This is a genomic window from Pseudomonas cedrina subsp. cedrina, assembly GCF_001983175.1.
Taxonomy (GTDB): domain Bacteria; phylum Pseudomonadota; class Gammaproteobacteria; order Pseudomonadales; family Pseudomonadaceae; genus Aquipseudomonas; species Aquipseudomonas cedrina.
Window position 1 is genome coordinate 155,952 of the sequence record NZ_MNPW01000012.1, and the last position, 18,211, is coordinate 174,162.

Genomic DNA, 18,211 nt, shown 5'->3' on the forward strand with positions numbered 1-18,211 from the left:
TAACAAGGCGGCATTGATCCGCCTTTGTGGAGGACATCCCTGTGAGTTCCCAATTCAGACCGCAAGCCCGGCCCGAGCAGCCGCCGCCGCGATACCGCGCGGTGTCTATCGGCCACGCGCCGGTCGAAGTCACTGAAGAACAGGGCGTGCTGCATATGCGTTCCCTGGAGCCATTGGCCGCGCTGCCGCCGCGCTTGCTCGACCGGCTGGTGCATTGGGCCCGGGTACGGCCCGAGCAGACGTTTATCGCCGCACGCCAGGCTGACGGCGAGTGGCGCCATATCAGCTACCGGGCGATGCTCGATAGCGTGCGCGCGATTGCCCAGGGCTTGCTCGGTTACGGGCTGTCGGCGCACAAGCCGCTGGCGCTGTTGTCGGGCAACGATATTGAGCATCTGCAGGTAGCTCTCGGCGCAATGTACGCCGGCATCCCCTATTGCCCGGTGTCGCCGGCGTACTCGTTGTTGTCCCAGGATTTCGCCAAGCTGCGGCATGTGTGCGACCTGCTGCAACCGGGGCTGGTGTTCGTCAGCGATGCGGCGGTGTACCAGCGCGCCATCGACGCCGTGTTGCCGGCCGACACGCCTCTGATCAGCGTGCGCGGCCAAGTGGCCGGGCGCTCCCAGGTCAGCTTTGCGAGCCTGCTGCAAACACCGGCTGGCGCCGAGGCCGAAGCGGCGTTCAACGCCACCGGCCCCGACAGCATCGCCAAGTTTCTCTTCACCTCGGGCTCGACCAAGTTGCCCAAGGCGGTGATCACCACCCAGCGCATGCTCTGCGCCAACCAGCAAATGCTGTTGCAGACGTTTCCGGTGTTCGGCGAAGAGCCGCCGGTGCTGGTGGACTGGCTACCGTGGAACCATACCTTCGGCGGCAGCCACAACGTCGGCATCGTGCTCTACAACGGCGGCACCTTTTACCTCGACGATGGCAAGCCCACCGTCCAGGGCATTGCCGAAACCCTGCGCAATCTCAAGGAGATTTCGCCCACCGCCTACCTGACCGTGCCCAAGGGCTGGGAAGAATTGGTCAACGCCCTGGAACAGGACGCCGAGCTGCGCGAGCGTTTTTTCGCGCGGATGAAGCTGTTTTTTTTCGCCGCCGCCGGCCTCTCGCAAAGTGTCTGGGATCGCCTCGACCGCGTGGCCGAGCTGCATTGCTGCGAGCGCATCCGCATGATGGCCGGGCTGGGCATGACCGAAGCCGCGCCGTCCTGCACCTTCACCACCGGGCCGTTGTCGATGGCCGGCTACATCGGCTTGCCCGCACCGGGCTGCGAGGTGCGCCTGGTGCCGCTGGACGGCAAGTTCGAAGGGCGTTTTCGCGGGCCGCACATCATGCCGGGCTACTGGCGGGCGCCCGAGCAAACCGCCGAAGTGTTCGATGAGCAGGGTTTCTACTGTTCCGGTGATGCGATCAAGCTCGCCGATCCTCAGCAGCCGCAACTGGGGCTGATGTTCGACGGGCGCATTGCCGAGGACTTCAAGCTGTCTTCCGGGGTGTTTGTCAGCGTCGGCCCGATGCGTAATCGCGCGGTGCTCGAAGGCTCGCCGTATGTGCAGGATTTGGTGATTGCCGCGCCGGACCGCGAATGCCTGGGCGCGTTGGTCTTCCCCAGGCTCTACGAGTGCCGCCGGCTGGCGGGCTTGGGTGCCGAGTCCAGTGACGCCGAGGTACTCGCCAGCGCGCCGGTGCGCCAGTGGTTCGGCGATTGGTTGCAGCGGCTCAATCGCGAGGCCACCGGCAATGCCAGTCGCCTGGAATGGATCGCCGTGCTCGACGAACCGGCGTCCATCGACCGTGGCGAAATCACCGACAAAGGCTCGATCAACCAGCGTGCGGTGTTGCAATGGCGCGCGGCCAAGGTCGAGGCGCTGTATCGCGGTGAAGACCCGACCATCCTGCGCGCCGGGCCCAAGCTGTGAAAGGCGCCGGGCAGTACACGGCGTTTGCCGATGCGGCGATTTTCGACGCGGTGCGCACGCCCTGGGTCGATCTCGGCGGGGCGCTGTCCCAGGTGTCGCCCATCGACCTGGGGATCAAGGTCGGCCGTGAAGTACTGGCCAGGGCCGGTGTCGAAGCGCAGGCGGTGGACAGCGTACTGGCCGGCTCCATGGCCCAGGCCAGTTTCGATGCCTATTTGCTGCCACGGCATATCGGCTTGTACAGCGGGGTGGCGCAATCGGTCCCGGCGCTGGGGGTGCAGCGCATCTGCGCCACCGGTTTCGAACTGTTGCGCCAGGCCGCGGAACAACTGCGCGACGAGGTGCAACTGGCGTTGTGCGTGGCCGCCGAGTCGATGTCACGCAACCCGATTGCCGCCTACACCCACCGGGGCGGGTTCCGTCTGGGGGGCGAGGTGCAATTCAAGGATTTTCTCTGGGAGGCGCTGTACGACCCGGCTCCCGGCGTGGACATGATCGCCACCGCCGATAACCTGGCGCGCCGTTATGGCCTGAGCCGCGAGGCGGTGGACCGGTATGCCTGCGACAGCCATCAGCGTGCCCTGCAGGCGCAACGCGAGGGCGCCTGGGTGGAGGAGATCGTGGCGGTGGACAGCCAAGTCTTCGCACTCGAAGGGTATCAACCAAGGGGGATTAACCTGGCGCACCGAGCCGCAGCCGTCAGCGCGGACAGCCATCCACGGCCCACCGATCTGCAAGCCCTGGCGCGTTTGCGTGCCATTCATGCCGACGGCGTGCAAACCGCCGGCAACAGTTGTGCCGTGGTCGACGGTGCGGCAGCCGCACTGGTCGGGCGCATCGCTGACTGCTCGCGCCCGGCGCTGGCGCGGCTGGTGGCCAGCGCGGTGGTGGGGGTGGCCCCGGAGTACATGGGCATCGGCCCGGCACCGGCGATCCGCTTGCTGTTGCAGCGCAGCGGGCTGAACCTGAGCGACATCGGCCGCTTCGAGATCAACGAAGCCCAGGCCGCCCAAGTGCTGGCGGTGGCCGAGGAGCTGGCGCTGGACAGCACCCGTCTGAACGTCGAGGGCGGCGCCCTTGCCCTCGGGCATCCGTTGGCCGCCACCGGCCTGCGCCTGGTCATGAGCCTGGCCCGGCAACTGCGTCGGCACAATTTGCGTTATGGGATTGCGGCTGCGTGTGTGGGTGGAGGGCAGGGGATGGCGTTATTGATCGAGAATCCTGCCTGGAGTCGGCGACTATCTAACTGACACCGCGCGATCTAAATATGGGAGGGGGCTTGCCCTAATGCCGTTCAGTTAAGCAAACGCAATGCTCAAAGCAACGAAGATCAAATGTGGGAGCTGGCTTGCCTGCGAAGACGTCGGCCCAGCAAACATTGATGTTGACTGGCCCACCGCTATCGCGGGCAAGCCCGCTCCCACAGGGTATCTGCGCTTAACTGAACGGCATTAGGGCTTGCCCCCGATGGCAGTGGGTCAGTAACAAATGCATTCACTGACACTCCTCATCGGGGCATAGGTATCTACACAACTCTGTAGCGCTCAACCGTAACCACGATGCGAAGCGAGTCGCTCTTGATCTTGCTCTTGATCTTAGGCGCCCCGTTAAACCACGCTGGCCGAACGCAGGCTTGAATCCGTGGGCAACCCGGCAGGACGCCGGGTTAGCCGCACTGGGCCATGGATGGCCCATTGCGGCGGCCCACGGATTCAAGCCGGAGAGAGGGCACGCCGAGCCTAAGCGAGGCGCCGAGTGGTGGGGCAAGAGCGTTTTGCTTACTTTTGCGCTTTTCAAAAGTGAGCCGCCGTAAGGGCGGAACCCATAGCAGCCGTTACCGCAGAAACGGATATGTACTCAGTCTGATCCAACACCCTGGTCGGCCCCGAGGCCGCCATCGGGGGCAAGCCCTAATGCCGTTCAGTTAAGCGCAGATACCCTGTGGGAGCGGGCTTGCCCGCGATAGCGCTGGGCCAGTCAACATCAATGTTTGCTGGGCCGACGTCTTCGCAGGCAAGCCAGCTCCCACATTTGATCTTCGTTGCTTTGAGCATTGCGTTTGCTTAACTGAACGGCATTAGGGCAAGCCCCTCCCACATTTTGATTCCATACATCAGGTAGACCTCAGTCTGTTCTGGCTCTGGCTCTGGCGTTCGTCTGACGGGACCGCAGGCTTGCGGTACTATGGCGGCCCATGTTTTCTGGAAGTTGCCTGGATGAGTAAACCCGGTCAATTGGTGCTGGTTGCACTGCGCAAGATGATCGCCAGCGGCGAGTTGGTGGCGGGCGAGCGCCTGATGGAAATTCCCACGGCGCAACGCTTTGGCGTGTCGCGCATGCCCGTACGCATGGCGTTTCGTACCCTGGAGCAGGAAGGGTTGCTGGTGCCGTTCGGCGGGCGCGGGTATCAGGTGCGTTCGGTCAGCCCCAGCGACATCGCGGGCGCGGTCGAAGTGCGGGGTGTGCTCGAAGGCCTGGCGGCGCGCCAGACCGCCGAGCGCGGCTTGTCCGACGAGGCGCGCAGAGCACTGGAGCGCTGCCTGGTCGAAGGCGATCAACTGTTCGACAAGGGTTACGTGACCGAGGACGACCTCGAGATCTATCACGACCTGAACATGCGTTTTCACCAAGTGATCGTCGAAGGCAGCCACAACCCGGCGATTGCCGACGCCCTGGCGCGCAACGACCACCTGCCGTTCGCCTCGGTGACGGCGCTGGCGGTGGACCGCGAGGACATGGCCCGCGAATACCGCCGCTTCAACTATGCCCACATGCAGCACCATTCGGTGTTCGACGCCCTGGTCAATCGCCAGGGCGCGCGGGCCGAAGCCATCATGCGCGAACACGCCAACGCGACCTTGCGCTATGCCGAGATCTTCAGCTCGGCCACCGCCGACGCGCGCATGAAGGTGATCTTGCCCGCGTCGTGACAGGGTTCAGATATCGAGCACCAGCAGCGGGGTTTTCGCGCGCGAGCAGCAGGGCGTGAACTGGTCGTTCAAGGCTTGCTCCTGCTCGGTGAGGAACAGGTCGCGGTGCTCCGGCGTGCCCTCCAGCACGCGGGTCAGGCAGGTGCCGCAAATCCCTTGTTCGCACGACACGGCAATCTCGATGCCGTGGCTTTGCAGGACCTGCACCACAGTCTGGTCGGCCGGTATCTCGAAGACCTGACCACTGCTGGCCACCTTCACCGAAAACCGCCCGTCCAGGCTGCTGTCCACCGGTGCCGCCGAGAAGTACTCGCGGTGCAGGCAGTCTTCCCGCCAGCCCTGGGCCCGTGCGCTGTCGAGCACATGCTGCATGAAGCCGCCTGGCCCGCAGACGTACAGGTGCACGTCGTCCGCCGGTGTCGCCAGCACCTGGGCGGCATTCAGCGCCGTGTCGGGCTGCTCGTCGAAATGCAGGAATACCCGCTCGGCAAACGGCGACGTCTTCAGGCGCTGCACAAACGCAGCGCGTTCATGGGCACGGGCGCAGTAATGCAATTCGAAGTCGGCACCCAGATGGGCCAGGCGCTCGGCCATGCACAGGATCGGGGTGATGCCGATGCCACCGGCAAACAACAGGCTGCGCCGGGCTTCGTGGGCCAAGGGGAACAGATTGCGAGGTTCGCTGATGGACAGGCGGGCGCCTTCGTGCACCTGTTGGTGCAGGCTGCGTGAACCGCCTCGCGAGGCCGGGTCGTTGAGCACGCCGATCAGGTAACGATGGCGTTCCTCGGGGTGGTTGCACAGCGAATATTGCCGGATCAGCCCGTCCGGCAGGTGCACATCAATGTGCGCCCCGGCACTGAACGGCGGCAGCGGCGCGCCATCGATACGGGCCAGCTCATAGCTGCAAATGTCCAGCGCCTCGACGCGCCGCGATGCCACCACCACCTCAATCATGTCGGCTCTCCGGCGCGTTCCCGGGCGATCAGTCGCTCCAGGACCTTGCGCGACTGTACGCCGCCGGCATCGATATTCAGCTTGAGCAGGTTGCGTGTCGGGTGGGCGAGCAGGTTCTGCTGCTGGCGTTCGAGCATCTCCAGGTCTTCGCTGAAAATCTTGCCCTGGCCTTCGCGAATGCTGGCGGTCAACGCCTCATCGTGCGGGTTGAAGTTGCGCGCCATGCCCCAGAAGTACCAGATCGAGGTGTCGGTCTGCGGGGTGATGAAGTCGACCACGATACTGGCCGCCTTGTGCTCGGGCGCGGCATGGTAACCGCCCTTGCCGGCATGGGCCACGCCGACCTCGATCAGCACGTGGCTGGGCGGGGTAAAGCGGCAGATTTGCCAGCGGTCCACCGGCACATCGTCAGCCAGGTTGTTGCCGCGCAGCGCCATGCGCCAGAACGGCGGCGCCATGATGTTTTCCATGTGCCGCGCGGTGACCACTTCGTCGCCTTCCACCGTAGTGACGGGCGGCGCCTCGTCAATCTCCTTCTGGCCGATGCTGGAGGCATGCACGTAGGTTTCGTGGGTCAGGTCCATCAGGTTGTCGATCATCAGGCGGTAATCGCACTGGATATCGAACAGGCCGCCGCCATAGGCCCACTCATCGCTCACCGCCCATTCCAAGTGATGGATCAGCGCTGGGTCGGCCTGGGCCTGATCACCCGGCCACACCCAGATGAAGCCGTAGCGCTCAACCGCTGCGAAGGTCTTATTGCAGGGAAAACCGCGTACCCGCTGGCCAGGCATCTCGACCGTCTTGCCGTCGCAGCCCATGACCAGGCCGTGGTAGCCGCACACCAGGTTGCCGTTCTCGACATAGCCCAGCGACAACGGCGCGCCGCGATGAGGGCAGAAATCCTCGACCGCGACCACCGCGCCTTCGAGGCCGCGGTAGAACACCATTTTTTCACCACAGATCTGCCGACCCAGCGGCTTGTGCGCGACTTCGTCGGGGGTGCAGGCGACATACCAGGTGTTCTTGGGGTACATGGTGACTCTCCAGGCAATGGATTATTTTTATTTGTTGGATCCATTAAATTGGAGGGGTGTGGATAGGTCAAGGTCTTGAATGGGTTTTAATGGGCGATTACCGGACGATTGCTTATTAGTGGATCCATTATGGGTGTCTGGCGTGGGAGATAGCTATGATCGTTCCCACGCTCTGCGTGGGAATGCATCCCGTGACGCTCTGCGTCACCTTGTGTAGGACTTGAGACAGGCATCGCGATCGGGACGCAGAGCGTCCGAGGCGGCATTCCCACGCAGAGCGCGGGAACGATCCGCGATGACTGGCTCCCACAGTTGCTTCATGGGGCATCGCCAGAGGGTCTTCAGTAACGAATCATCACCGATTTCAACTCGGTGTAATCCTCAATAAACGCTGCGCCAAACTCCCGACCCACTCCCGAGGACTTGCTTCCCCCAAACGGCACCGCCGGGTCCAGCAAGGTATGCATATTCACCCACACCGTGCCCGCTTCAATGGCCGGCACCATGCGCAGCGCCTTGCCCAGGTCGTTGGTCCAGAGGCTGGCGCTCAAGCCATAAGGCGTGTTGTTCATCAACGCCAGCAGCTCCTCTTCAGTGTCATACGGCAAGAACGTAGCAATCGGGCCGAAGGTCTCTTCGTTGAGCAACGTATCGTCGACCCCGTTTGCCAGGATGATCGTCGGTTCAACGTAGCAACCCGGCCGGTCGATCAGCCTGCCGCCGTGCACGATGCGGTTGTTTTGCGCGCGTGCCCTGTCAAAGAACGCGCCCAGTTTGAGTTGGTGCTGGCGGTTGGCGACCGGGCCGAACTCGGTACGCTCATCCAGCGGCGAGCCGATGTTCAGCGCGCTCAAGCGTTGCGCCAGTTTGTCCATGACCGCCTCGATCTGCGAGCGATGCACAAAGAAGCGCTCTGCAGCCGCGCAGATCTGCCCCGAGTGCAAAAAGCCCGCTTCGATGATGCCGCTGACCGCCTTGTCCAGGTCCACGTCGGGCAGGAAACCCGCCGAGTTCTTCCCGCCCAGTTCAAGGGTCGCGCGAGTCAACCCGGCGCCCATGGCGCTCTGGCCCACGGCGATGCCGGTCGGCACCGAGCCGGTAAACGACACTTTGTTGGTGCCGGGGTGTTCGACCAGCCCTTTGCCCACCAGGCCGGTTCCGGTCAGTACGTTGAGCGCACCTGGCGGCAGGCCGGCTTCCATCGCCAGTTCGGCGATGCGCAGGATGGTCAGCGGCGTGAACTCACTGGGCTTGATGATGATGCTGCAGCCGGTCACCAGTGCCGAGGCGAGTTTCCAGATGGCGATCATGGTCGAGAAATTCCACGGCACGATCCCGACCACCACCCCGACCGGCTCGCGCAGGGTAAAGGCGGTGTAGCGTTCACCGGCGAAGGAGGGCAGTGACGGCGTGATGGTCTGCCCGGTGATCTTGCTGGCCCAACCGGCGTAGTAACGCAAGAAATGCGCGGCCTGGTCGACTTCGAAGGCCCGGGAAATCTGGATGATCTTGCCCGACTGGCAGGTCTCGATCTGCGCCAGCTCTTCGCGGTGCTGCTCCATCAGATCGGCCAGTTTGAACAGCACAGTGCCGCGTGTCGCGGGGGCGACCTGGGACCAGTGTTTGAAACCACGGCGCGCGGAGGCCACGGCCGCGTCGATATCGGCCGGGTCGGCGTCGGCGACCTCGGCGATGACCTGGCCGGTGGCCGGGTTGGTCGCCTCCAGCGTCTGGCCGGAGTGACTCTGGACGTAGCCACCGTCGATAAACAACGCGTGTTGTCGACGCAGAAAGGCTTCGACGTGAGGCAGCAGTGGAATATCGCTCATGGGGTTTTCCTGGTCGTGAACAAAGAAAACCCCGAGGTTAAACCACCGGTGCATGCCCGGCTTGACTGTGCCTGCCGTGCGCTATGTCTGTGGCTGCCATGCCTGTGAAAAGTACAATCTTGACTCTGGAACGTGCATTTTATGCCCGCCGGGCGCACTCCATACTGGCCCTGCATCCGGCGCCCCGCCTCGATTTCTTGCGGTTGCCCGGGCATCCAATAATAAGCAGGGCCATCCATGAAAAAGCCAAACCCGCTCCTCGAAGACCTCAAGTCCCTCCTGCCGGCCATTGCGGCCAATGCCTTCCAGGCCGAGCAGGGTCGCCAGGTGCCCGCCGAGAATATTGCGCTACTCAAAGGCATCGGCCTGCACCGTGCGTTCCAGCCCAAGGCGTTTGGTGGCATGGAGTTGTCGCTGCCACAGTTTGCCGACTGTATCGCGGCGCTCGCCGGGGCCTGCGCCAGCACGGCCTGGGCCATGAGCCTGTTGTGCACCCACAGCCATCAACTGGCGCTGTTCTCGGCCACCCTGCAGCAGGAGGTCTGGGGCACAGACCCGAACGCCACGGCCAGCAGCAGCATCGCCCCCTTCGGGCGTACCGAAGAGGCCGAGGGCGGCGTGCTGTTCAGCGGTGAGATGGGCTGGAGCAGCGGCTGTGACCATGCCGAATGGGCAATTGTCGGTTTCCGCCGGCCGAATGCCGAGGGCACTCAGGATTATTGCTTCGCGGTGCTGCCGCGCAGTGACTATCAGATCCGCGACGACTGGTTTGCCGCCGGCATGAAAGGCAGCGGCACCAAGACCCTGATCATCGACAAGGCCTGGGTGCCGGAGCATCGCATCCAGAAGGCCAAGGACATGATGGAGGGCAAATCCGCAGGCTTCGGCTTGTACCCCGACAGCAAGGTGTTCTACTCGCCGTACCGTCCGTATTTTGCCAGCGGCTTTTCGACCGTGAGCCTGGGTGTCGCCGAACGCATGCTTGAGGTGTTCCGTGAAAAGACCAGGACCCGCGTGCGCGCCTACACCGGCGCGGCGGTGGGTGCGGCCACGCCGGCGTTGATGCGCTTGGCGGAGTCGACGCATCAGGTTGGCGCGGCGCGTGCGTTTCTTGAAAAGACCTGGGCCGAGCATGCCGAGCACAGTGAGCAGCAGCGCTACCCCAGCCGCGAAACCCTGGCGTTCTGGCGCACCAACCAGGCGTACGCGACCAAGATGTGCATCCAGGCGGTGGATCGTCTGTTCGAAGCCGCGGGCGGCAATGCCTGGTTCGAACACAACGAGATGCAGCGCCTGTTCCGCGACTCGCACATGACAGGCGCCCATGCCTACACCGACTACGACGTGTGCGCGCAGATCCTCGGCCGCGAACTGATGGGCCTGGAACCCGACCCGAGCATGATCTGAACCCGTATTTGATAACAACAATCAGGGCTGCGCCTGACGCAGCCCGGGAGTCTTGCATGTCTGAATCGACCTTCGACCCACGCGCCTTTCGCCGCGCCCTGGGCAATTTTGCCACCGGCGTGACCGTGGTCACCGCCGCCGACGCTTCCGGGCGCAAGGTGGGCGTCACTGCCAACAGCTTCAACTCGGTGTCCCTCGACCCGCCCTTGGTGCTGTGGAGCCTCGACAAACGTTCCAACAGTCATGAGGTGTTCGAGCAGGCCAGCCATTTCGCGGTGAACGTGCTGGCGGCTGACCAGATCGACCTGTCGAACAATTTCGCCCGGCCCAAGGATGATCGCTTCGCCGAGATCGAGTACCAGCCGGGTGAGGGCGGAGCGCCGGTGTTCGCCGATTGTTCGGCGCGGTTTCACTGCGAGAACTTCCAGCAGGTGGACGGTGGCGATCACTGGATCATGATCGGCAAGGTGGTGGCTTTCGATGATTTCGGTCGTGCGCCGCTGCTCTATCATCAGGGCGCCTACTCGATGGTCCTGCCCCACACGCGCATGACCAAGCGTGACGACAGCCAGCCGCCGAGCAGCCATTTCCAGGGGCGCCTGAGCCACAACCTGTACTACCTGATGACCCAGGCGGTGCGTGCCTACCAATCCAGCTACCAACCCCGGCAATTGTCCACCGGCCTGCGCACCAACGAGGCACGCATGCTGATGGTGTTGGAGAACGACGCCCGGCTGAGCACACATGACCTGTTGCGCGAAGTGGCCATGCCGGTGCGCGAAATCGACGAAGCCGTGGCCAACCTCAAGCGCAAGGGGCTGGTGAGTGACGATGACCAGGGCGTACACCTGACCGCGGCCGGTGTGGAGCAGACTGAAGACCTCTGGGCGATTGCGCGTCAACAGCAGGACAAGGTGTTCGACGCGTTCACTGAGGCGCAGATCGAAACATTCAAGACGGTGTTGAAGCAATTGATCCGCCACTGCTGATCGTAAAAAACCGAGGCCGGTAAAGGCCTCGGTTGATCGTTCCCACGCTCAGCGTGGGAATGCATCTTGTGGCGCTCTGCGTCACGTTTTCCAGGAGCGGACGCAGAGCGTCCAGGGCGGCATTCCCACGCAGAGCGTGGGAACGATCTGATCCTGCAGATGCAGGATGGCCCCTGGCAGCCAGGCGCAAACGGGCGTGCAGGCTCGTACAAGCAATCGTGGGTGGTTTGCGATCATATCCAGCGTTTCGACACGATGCGCAGAGGGCAGACCGATGTTCTTCAAGAAAAACCAGCCGATGCAGGACCTTGCTGTCCACCTCAAGCAGCTGCTGGCGGGGGAGGCGCCTGATACCCGGGCGCTGCACACGTACCCGTCGGTGCAGGCCTGCCTGGAACAGCTCGCGCAACAGCGGGCATACACCGACCGCCAACTGCAGCAGGCCGAGGCATCGGCCAGGGATCACGCCGCCCAGCGGGCAGCCGACCAGCAGGCCCTTGAAGCGCTGCGTCAACAATTGGAACAGGGCCGGCAGCGTGAGGCGGCACTGGACGTCGAGCTGCGTGGGCACCGGCTGCTTTGCGACCAGCAGCAACAGGAGAAGCAGATCTGGGAGCTGCTGCTGTGCACCATGACCGAGGGTTGCTGGGACATAACCGTGGTCAACGGTGACGTTCAGGACCCGCGCAGCCAGATGCGCATTTTCAATCAGTTCCGCCTGCTGCTGGGGTATGCCCCCGATGAGCTGCCCGACGGCTGGGACGCGCAGGTCGGCATTACCCATCCCGACGACTTGCCCAAGATCATGGCGATTTTCGACCGCGAGATCCTCGCGGCCCATGGCAGCGGTGAGTACGTATTTGAATACCGTATGCGCCACAAGACCGGTGACTACATCTGGTGCCGCGAACGCGGCCGGGCAGTGCGGGACGCCCAGGGACGCTTGACTCGAGTGCTTGGCGCGGTCCGGGACATCAGCGATGAGCAGTCAGCGCGGACCACCCACCAACAACTGCTTGAACACAACCAGGCCACCTATGGCCAGATCGCCACGGTGGTCAGTGTGATCAAGGGCATTGCCGACCAGACCAACCTGCTGGCCTTGAACGCGGCCATTGAAGCCGCGCGGGCCGGCGAGGTCGGCCGTGGGTTTTCGGTGGTGGCCGATGAGGTGCGCAAACTGGCGGAAAACACCCGCCAGGCGACTCATCGGATTCAGACGATGTTGCACCAGCACAAGCAATAACGTGCTTCAGGCGCTGTGCCGGGCAGCGCCCGAAAGGGGTCAGAAGGGCACGGCCACCGTTAGCTGGCTGTAGAGGTTGGTGCCGTTGCCACCCACCTGGTTACCGCCGCTGTCCGCGTCTTTTTTCGGTTGGTACAGGCCCACCAGTGGGCTGATGATCAGGTGGCTGTTGACCGCCCATTCGGCGTACAGGTCCAGTTCGCGGGCGTCCAGGTTCAGCGCATCGTGTTTGCGCAGGGTGTTGAAGTCGAAGTACAGCGCGCCAATTGTCAGGTTTTCCAGCGGCGTCGCCTTGAGTCCTACATGCTGGATCGCGGTGTTGCTGTTGAACGGGCCGGCGTAATTGGACGCCACTTCACCCTGGAACCAAGTGCCGTAGCCGGTGCTGAGCCCGGTGAACAGCGGGTCCCATTTTTGCGAGTAGCGGGTGTAGCGATAGGTCAGTTTTGGCGCCCAGCTGACATCGGCGAAGGTGTAGCCGGCTTCGCCGTACCAGGCTTTTTCCGGACCGGCATCCTTGTCCTGCCAGGCGTATTCGAAGGCGAAGCTGGCGTTCTCGATACCCGCGCTGCCTTCGCCGCGCAGGCTGTAGGTGTTCATGCCGTCGCGCTGTTTCTGAAAGTCACTGGCCCATTGGTCGGTGACCCCGATGCCGTGTACCCAGGTCAACCCCAGCGTGCCGGCGGCGACCGTGTAGTCGAGGGTGCCCGCCGCCAGCTCGGTTTCGGCCTGTGCGCGGTTGTCGGATTTGAGCCACAGTACCGACCCATGCAGGCCGTCCTGGCCACCCAGGCGCAGCACGGCGGTACGGTCGAAGGCGTGACGCGCGGCGAGGTAGTAGGCACCCCCGCGATTCAATGCGCCATCAGCCGGGCCCTTGCCCAGGTTGGGGCCGTCGTCGTTGATCAAGAAACCGCGGCCCAGCTTGACCACTTGGCGGCCGACGGAGAAATCCACCCCGTCCTTGCCCAGTGCCGGGAACAGCTCGGCCGAGCGCCAGCCCAGGTAGGCGTCTTCGATTTTCGTGGTGCGTTCCGAACCGTCGGTGTTGCCGGCGGCGTCGCCGTCGCCCCAGGTGCCGGAACTGACCCAATTGAGTGCGCCATAGCCGGTACCGTACCCGGCCAGGCCCTGATCGCCGCTGACCCCGTACTTGATGAGCCCTTCGCGCCAGGTCGAACCGCCTGGCGTGCCATCGTAGTTGTGGCGGCTGTTGAACATCCCGTAGACCGCCAGGAAGTCGGCGTTGAGGTGGGTGTCTTCGTCGGCGTACAGCGCATAGGCCTGGGCCGACGGGTGGGTGATCAAGAGCGCGATGCCCAGGCCGACAGCCTTGGACAGCGTGCGGGTGTTCGGTGTGTGCTCCATTGTTATAGTCCCCAGCATGGTTAGGTCGAGCGCGCATTAGGATGGCCGGGAGCAGGGGAAGTCTTTTACCAGCGTGCCAGGTAATTGATCCTGCCCGCCAAGCCCCTTGCCTTGGCAGACAGCAACAAAAGTGACGGCAGACATGGGCAAGACGCTCGGTGCGTTGGAGGCGCACAGTGATTTTCGCTCGAGGCCGTTTCGATCAGGGACTGGCAGGGGAGGGCTTCAACGCCAGCACCTTGTACGGCTCGATGCATCCACTAAGAAATCCGCTTTCGAGGATCCGCACCATGTCGATCAATGACCGGCTCACGCAGCATCTGAAACGAGGCAGCGTCGGCTTTCCGACCGCGCTGGCCAGCACCATCGGCCTGATCATGGCCAGCCCGGTGATTCTCACCGCGACCATGGGCTTCGGCATCGGTGGCAGCGCTTTCGCGGTGGCCATGCTGATTGCGGTGGTGATGATGCTGGCGCAAGCGACCACCTTCGCCGAGGCCGCCTCGATCCTGCCGACCACCGGCTCGGTCTACGACTACATCAATTGCGGCATGGGCCGGTTTTTTGCGATCACCGGGACGTTGTCGGCGTACCTGATCGTGCACGTGTTTGCCGGTACCGCCGAGACCATCCTGGCCGGGGTGATGGCGTTGGTGAATTTCGAGCACCTCAACACGCTGGCGGAATCCGCCGGAGGCTCCTGGTTGCTGGGGGTCGGGTTCATCGTGGTGTTCGGTATTCTCAATGCCTTTGGCGTCAGTGCCTTTGGCCGGGCGGAGATCGTGCTGACCTTCGGCATGTGGACCACGCTGATGGTCTTTGGCGTGATGGGCCTGATCGCGGCACCGGCGGTGCAGTTGGATGGCTGGTTCGGGGTGTCGCTGGTGGGCACTGACCTGATCACGATTCTGTCGCTGGTCGGCATGGCGATGTTCATGTTTGTCGGCTGCGAGTTCGTCACGCCGCTGGCGCCGGATTTGCGCAACTCGGCCAAGTCCATGCCCAAGGCCATGATTCTGGGCTTGCTGGGCGTGGCCACGTGCATGTTCATCTATGGCGCCGCGATGAAGCGTCAGGTCGAAAACGTGCTGCTGGATGCCGCCACCGGCGTGCATTTGCTCGACACGCCCATGGCGATCCCGAAGTTTGCCGCGCAGGTCATGGGGGATGTCGGTCCGATGTGGCTGGGTATCGGCTTTCTGTTCGCCGGGGCGGCCACCATCAACACACTGATGGCAGGTGTTCCGAGGATTCTCTACGGCATGGCCGTGGATGGCGCGCTGCCCAAGGTCTTCACCTACCTGCACCCGCGTTTCAAGACGCCGCTGCTGTGCATCTTGGTGGCGATGCTGATTCCGTGCCTGCATGCCCTGTGGTTGGGCGGCAACGCCGATAACATTCTGCACCTGGTGCTCGCGGCTGTCTGTGCGTGGAGTTTTTCCTATCTGCTGGTGACGCTGTCCGTAGTGATCCTGCGCATTCGCCGCCCGGATCTGCCACGTGCCTATCGCTCGCCGTTCTTCCCGTTGCCACAAATACTCTCCAGCATCGGCATCTTGCTGGGCATGTGGTTCATTACTCCACCCGGGATGAACCCTGCCGACATCTACGTGCCGTTCGGGATCATGCTCGCGCTCACGGCGACCTACGCGCTGTTCTGGACGCTGGTGGTACAGAAGGTCAATCCATTCAAGCCGGCGCGGGTAGAAGACGTGCTGGCCAAGGAGTTCTCCCATGAGCTTGGCAACCACCCTCACAGCACACCTTTCGAGCACGCTGCAAAAGTTGTCTGAGCTGTTCAATGCCAGCCGTGCCCCGGCCGGCTATCGGCCCGGTGTGACGCTCGAGTACCTGCGGCGCAACCTGGGCCTGGCGAGTTTCAGCGCCACGGGCGCGGCAAGTGCCGGGTTTTACCTGGACGATGCCGACGTGCACGTGAGCGTTGTCGAGCGCACCGAATCGCAGTTGCTGATGCACCTGGTCATGACCGAGTTCATGATCCTGGTGCCTGCCCTGGAGCAGGGCGCCGCGCGCCTGGACCTGCACCACAGCGGGTCGATCAGGCGCACGGGCCTGGCGTGTCGCCAGCGCACTGGCGAAGCGGGCCTGCGCGCCAGGCTCATGGCCGCTCTGGAGGCTGATCAGGCCTTGTTCCCGGCGCTGATGGTGCTGGACTTCAAGCGCTTGCGCATAGACCTGGACGGGCAGCACTGGCAGGTGCGGCTTGAGCACATGGGCGGCAGTGAAGTGGTCAACCGCATGCCGGCGTTTCGTCGCTACATCGCCCTGAGCCCCGCCCAGCGAGCAGCCTTGTTCACGGTACTGGCGGGCTTGCAGCGGGTGTTGGGCGGGTTGTGATCGGTTGGCATCATTACTGCTTCTGCAGTGGGTATGACGTGCTTGTTGCGCCTATATAGATAACATGTTAACTATTGGCCAACAAAAACAAGAAGCCACTGTGGAGTTGCCATGAGCACCTATCAATCTGCGCACCCTGGATTGGAAACCTGGACTCGGGATTTGCGAGCCGCCTGCGGCCATTTCGACACGGAACTGGCGTTCAACCGCTCGCTGTTCATCGGTGAGGTGTCCAAGCTCGAGCGGGGCGGCCTGTCATTGGCCAGCCTGCGCACCAACGCCGGGCTGATCAAGCGCGAACGCCCCAACGCCGATCACGATATGGACCAGCATTGTTTCCTCGTCAGCCAACGCAGCGGTTATTGCCAGATCACCCAGAACGGCCAGGTGGTGCAACTGGCCCCCGGCGACATGTTGCTGATGGACTCCACCGGTTCGATCGAGATCAGCCCGTTTGGCCTGATCGAGCATGCATCCCTGTCGCTCTCGCGCAACGAAGTGTGCAAGCAACTGCGCGGCGCTTCGAAAACCTTCGGCAAGATCTCTTCGAGCAAGGCCTGTGGCCGCATGCTCCATGTGCTGATGGATCAACTGTGCAGGGACGGGCTGGGCGACCAGGATTCGAATGAGCAGGCGCAGGCCCTGCAAGCGGCATTTGTATCCTTGCTCGGTTCTGCCTTTGAAGTGCATGACGCCCCTGGTGAAAGCATCGCCTCCCTGCAGGGCAGCAGCCTGCGCAGCTATGTGCAGAAAGTCATCGACCAGTCCCTGACCCAGCCCGGCCTGAGCCCCGTGGGCCTGGCCAGCCGTTTGAACATCTCGGTGCGGCACCTGTACCGTTTGTTCGAGGAGCAGGACGACAGCGTTTGCCGCTACATCCAGCGTGCACGGCTCAAGCGCAGCGCGGATGATTTGACCAACCCGTTTCTCAAGAGCGAGTCGATCACCTCGATTGCCTATAAGTGGGGCTTCACCGACTCGGCTCATTTCAGCCGCTCGTTCAAGAAGCAATTCGAGCTGTCGCCCAAGGAATTTCGTTCTACCCACCTGCAACAGGCGGTGGGTGCGGCCTAGGTGATCCATCGCTCCCTGAAACCGCTCAGCCTGTCGGCCAGTAATATTTGCGCCGTCGCGGTCGAACACTTCGCCGATCACGGCTACGACGCCTCATCGCTCAACGAGATCGCGGTCGGGGCGGGCATGCGCAAGGCGTCGTTGTATGCGCATTTTGTCAGCAAGGACGCGTTGTTTCTGACGGTGTTCGAGATCGCCCTGGCGCACGAGCACGGCTGCATCGAACGTTGCTTCGGGGACGAGGCCGGGCATGCCGGTGTACCGGGGCAGTTGCACCTTGAGCGGTTGAGCGCACGCTATGAAGCGTCGGCGCACCTGCGCTTTCTGCTGCGCACGGCGTACTTTCCACCGGCGGATATCCGCAGCGTCATTACCACCGGCTTTGAGGGGTACCTGACGCGCATTCGCCATGACTTCCAGGGGGCTGCGCAAGCTCGGTATACGGCTGTACACCCTGAGGCGCTGGAGGTGTATTGCGACGCGTACCTGGGCATTGTCGACAGCCTGCATGTGGAACTTATCTATTCGACGTCGCAGGGTTACGTCAAACGGCTTGCAGCCTTGATGCGGGTGTTCCGTGATTCACTGGCGATGCTCGAAAGGGCCGACCGGTTCAACTGATGCACTGCGGTCAAAAAATGTGGGAGAAGGCAAGCCTCCCACAGCATAGGTATCTACACATTTTTTGTAGTGAGCGGGCTTGTCCCGCGCTGGGCTGCGAAGCGGCCCCAAACCAGGTGAACTGGGTTTGTCTGAAACCGCGCGGCGTCTTTATTGGGGCGGCTTCGCCACCCAGCGCGGGACAAGCCCGCTCACTACAGGGAATTGTCAGCCTCTGAAAGTTGTGTAGATACCTATGCTCCCCCAGGGGATCGGCTGTGTGGGTTGGATTTGCGGTTCAGCGACTGGCGCCATTTTCAGCAGCACCGCAGCTCAACTGTGGGAGCTGTCGAGCCCCGGCGAGGCTGCGAAGGCGGCGGCACCGCTGGCATTTACGTCGCCTGACACTCCGCTTTCGCAGCCTCGCTAAAGCTCGACAGCTCCCACAGGGGGTCGGCTGTGTGGGTTGGATTTGCGGTTTAGCGACTGGC

At 63.0% G+C, this 18,211-nt stretch carries 14 protein-coding genes; 10 read left to right on the forward strand and 4 right to left on the reverse strand.

What is annotated here, in order from left to right:
- Window positions 1-41 precede the first annotated feature (41 nt).
- The 3 genes from BLL36_RS23495 to BLL36_RS23510 all read left to right on the forward strand — a co-directional run bounded on the left by BLL36_RS23495 (window position 42) and on the right by BLL36_RS23510 (window position 4,855).
- Window positions 42-1,925, forward strand: a complete 1,884-nt coding sequence (locus BLL36_RS23495) for a feruloyl-CoA synthase (RefSeq protein WP_076953992.1) — start codon at window positions 42-44, stop codon at window positions 1,923-1,925.
- Window positions 1,922-3,175 (forward strand): thiolase family protein, encoded by a 1,254-nt coding sequence (locus tag BLL36_RS23500; RefSeq protein WP_076953993.1) that lies wholly within the window; start codon window positions 1,922-1,924, stop codon window positions 3,173-3,175. The genes BLL36_RS23495 and BLL36_RS23500 overlap by 4 nt, the downstream gene beginning before the upstream one ends.
- A 966-nt stretch (window positions 3,176-4,141) precedes the next feature.
- Window positions 4,142-4,855 (forward strand): GntR family transcriptional regulator, encoded by a 714-nt coding sequence (locus tag BLL36_RS23510; protein ID WP_076953994.1) that lies wholly within the window; start codon window positions 4,142-4,144, stop codon window positions 4,853-4,855.
- Window positions 4,856-4,861: 6 nt separating this feature from the next.
- Here BLL36_RS23510 and BLL36_RS23515 read toward each other — a convergent pair whose 3' ends face one another.
- The 3 genes from BLL36_RS23515 to BLL36_RS23525 all read right to left on the reverse strand — a co-directional run bounded on the left by BLL36_RS23515 (window position 4,862) and on the right by BLL36_RS23525 (window position 8,678).
- Window positions 4,862-5,812 (reverse strand): PDR/VanB family oxidoreductase, encoded by a 951-nt coding sequence (locus BLL36_RS23515; RefSeq protein ID WP_076953995.1) that lies wholly within the window; start codon window positions 5,810-5,812, stop codon window positions 4,862-4,864.
- Window positions 5,809-6,849 carry an aromatic ring-hydroxylating oxygenase subunit alpha gene (locus BLL36_RS23520; RefSeq protein ID WP_076953996.1) on the reverse strand — a complete coding sequence of 347 codons (1,041 nt, stop codon included), beginning with the start codon at window positions 6,847-6,849 and terminating at the stop codon, window positions 5,809-5,811. The genes BLL36_RS23515 and BLL36_RS23520 overlap by 4 nt, the downstream gene beginning before the upstream one ends.
- Window positions 6,850-7,190: 341 nt before the next feature.
- Window positions 7,191-8,678, reverse strand: coding sequence for an aldehyde dehydrogenase family protein (locus BLL36_RS23525; protein WP_076953997.1), 1,488 nt, complete (start codon window positions 8,676-8,678; stop codon window positions 7,191-7,193).
- A 237-nt stretch (window positions 8,679-8,915) separates the two neighbouring features.
- Here BLL36_RS23525 and BLL36_RS23535 point away from each other — a divergent pair, with 237 nt between their 5' ends.
- From BLL36_RS23535 to BLL36_RS31500, 3 genes are all read left to right on the forward strand, one after another.
- Complete coding sequence (locus BLL36_RS23535; RefSeq protein ID WP_076953998.1) at window positions 8,916-10,085, forward strand: p-hydroxyphenylacetate 3-hydroxylase oxygenase component; 1,170 nt, start codon at window positions 8,916-8,918, stop codon at window positions 10,083-10,085.
- 56 nt (window positions 10,086-10,141) lie between these two features.
- A complete protein-coding gene (locus tag BLL36_RS23540; RefSeq protein WP_076953999.1) occupies window positions 10,142-11,074 on the forward strand; it encodes a p-hydroxyphenylacetate 3-hydroxylase reductase component in 933 nt (310 codons plus the stop codon).
- 274 nt (window positions 11,075-11,348) lie between these two features.
- Window positions 11,349-12,320, forward strand: coding sequence for a methyl-accepting chemotaxis protein (locus BLL36_RS31500; RefSeq protein WP_076954000.1), 972 nt, complete (start codon window positions 11,349-11,351; stop codon window positions 12,318-12,320).
- A gap of 39 nt (window positions 12,321-12,359) precedes the next feature.
- Here BLL36_RS31500 and BLL36_RS23550 read toward each other — a convergent pair whose 3' ends face one another.
- Window positions 12,360-13,688 (reverse strand): alginate export family protein, encoded by a 1,329-nt coding sequence (locus tag BLL36_RS23550; protein WP_076954001.1) that lies wholly within the window; start codon window positions 13,686-13,688, stop codon window positions 12,360-12,362.
- A 290-nt stretch (window positions 13,689-13,978) separates the two neighbouring features.
- Between BLL36_RS23550 and BLL36_RS23555 the strand changes: the two genes are divergently transcribed.
- From BLL36_RS23555 to BLL36_RS23570, 4 genes are all read left to right on the forward strand, one after another.
- Window positions 13,979-15,481, forward strand: a complete 1,503-nt coding sequence (locus tag BLL36_RS23555; protein ID WP_076954002.1) for an APC family permease — start codon at window positions 13,979-13,981, stop codon at window positions 15,479-15,481.
- Window positions 15,423-16,046: a DUF3156 family protein gene (locus BLL36_RS23560; RefSeq protein ID WP_076954003.1), complete on the forward strand. Its 624-nt coding sequence runs from the start codon at window positions 15,423-15,425 to the stop codon at window positions 16,044-16,046. The genes BLL36_RS23555 and BLL36_RS23560 overlap by 59 nt, the downstream gene beginning before the upstream one ends.
- 111 nt (window positions 16,047-16,157) lie before the next feature.
- Window positions 16,158-17,120, forward strand: a complete 963-nt coding sequence (gene feaR, locus BLL36_RS23565) for a transcriptional regulator FeaR (RefSeq protein ID WP_076954004.1) — start codon at window positions 16,158-16,160, stop codon at window positions 17,118-17,120.
- A 15-nt stretch (window positions 17,121-17,135) separates the two neighbouring features.
- Window positions 17,136-17,741 (forward strand): TetR/AcrR family transcriptional regulator, encoded by a 606-nt coding sequence (locus tag BLL36_RS23570; RefSeq protein WP_076954071.1) that lies wholly within the window; start codon window positions 17,136-17,138, stop codon window positions 17,739-17,741.
- Window positions 17,742-18,211 lie beyond the last annotated feature (470 nt).

Coding starts and splice junctions, on each gene's coding strand:
- BLL36_RS23515 (WP_076953995.1), bottom strand. CDS start 5,812: ATGATTGAGGTGGTGGTGGCATCGCGGCGCGTCGAGGCGCTGGACATT.
- BLL36_RS23535 (WP_076953998.1), top strand. CDS start 8,916: ATGAAAAAGCCAAACCCGCTCCTCGAAGACCTCAAGTCCCTCCTGCCG.
- BLL36_RS23550 (WP_076954001.1), bottom strand. CDS start 13,688: ATGGAGCACACACCGAACACCCGCACGCTGTCCAAGGCTGTCGGCCTG.
- BLL36_RS23520 (WP_076953996.1), bottom strand. CDS start 6,849: ATGTACCCCAAGAACACCTGGTATGTCGCCTGCACCCCCGACGAAGTC.
- BLL36_RS23510 (WP_076953994.1), top strand. CDS start 4,142: ATGAGTAAACCCGGTCAATTGGTGCTGGTTGCACTGCGCAAGATGATC.
- feaR (WP_076954004.1), top strand. CDS start 16,158: ATGAGCACCTATCAATCTGCGCACCCTGGATTGGAAACCTGGACTCGG.
- BLL36_RS23540 (WP_076953999.1), top strand. CDS start 10,142: ATGTCTGAATCGACCTTCGACCCACGCGCCTTTCGCCGCGCCCTGGGC.
- BLL36_RS31500 (WP_076954000.1), top strand. CDS start 11,349: ATGTTCTTCAAGAAAAACCAGCCGATGCAGGACCTTGCTGTCCACCTC.
- BLL36_RS23555 (WP_076954002.1), top strand. CDS start 13,979: ATGTCGATCAATGACCGGCTCACGCAGCATCTGAAACGAGGCAGCGTC.
- BLL36_RS23560 (WP_076954003.1), top strand. CDS start 15,423: ATGAGCTTGGCAACCACCCTCACAGCACACCTTTCGAGCACGCTGCAA.
- BLL36_RS23525 (WP_076953997.1), bottom strand. CDS start 8,678: ATGAGCGATATTCCACTGCTGCCTCACGTCGAAGCCTTTCTGCGTCGA.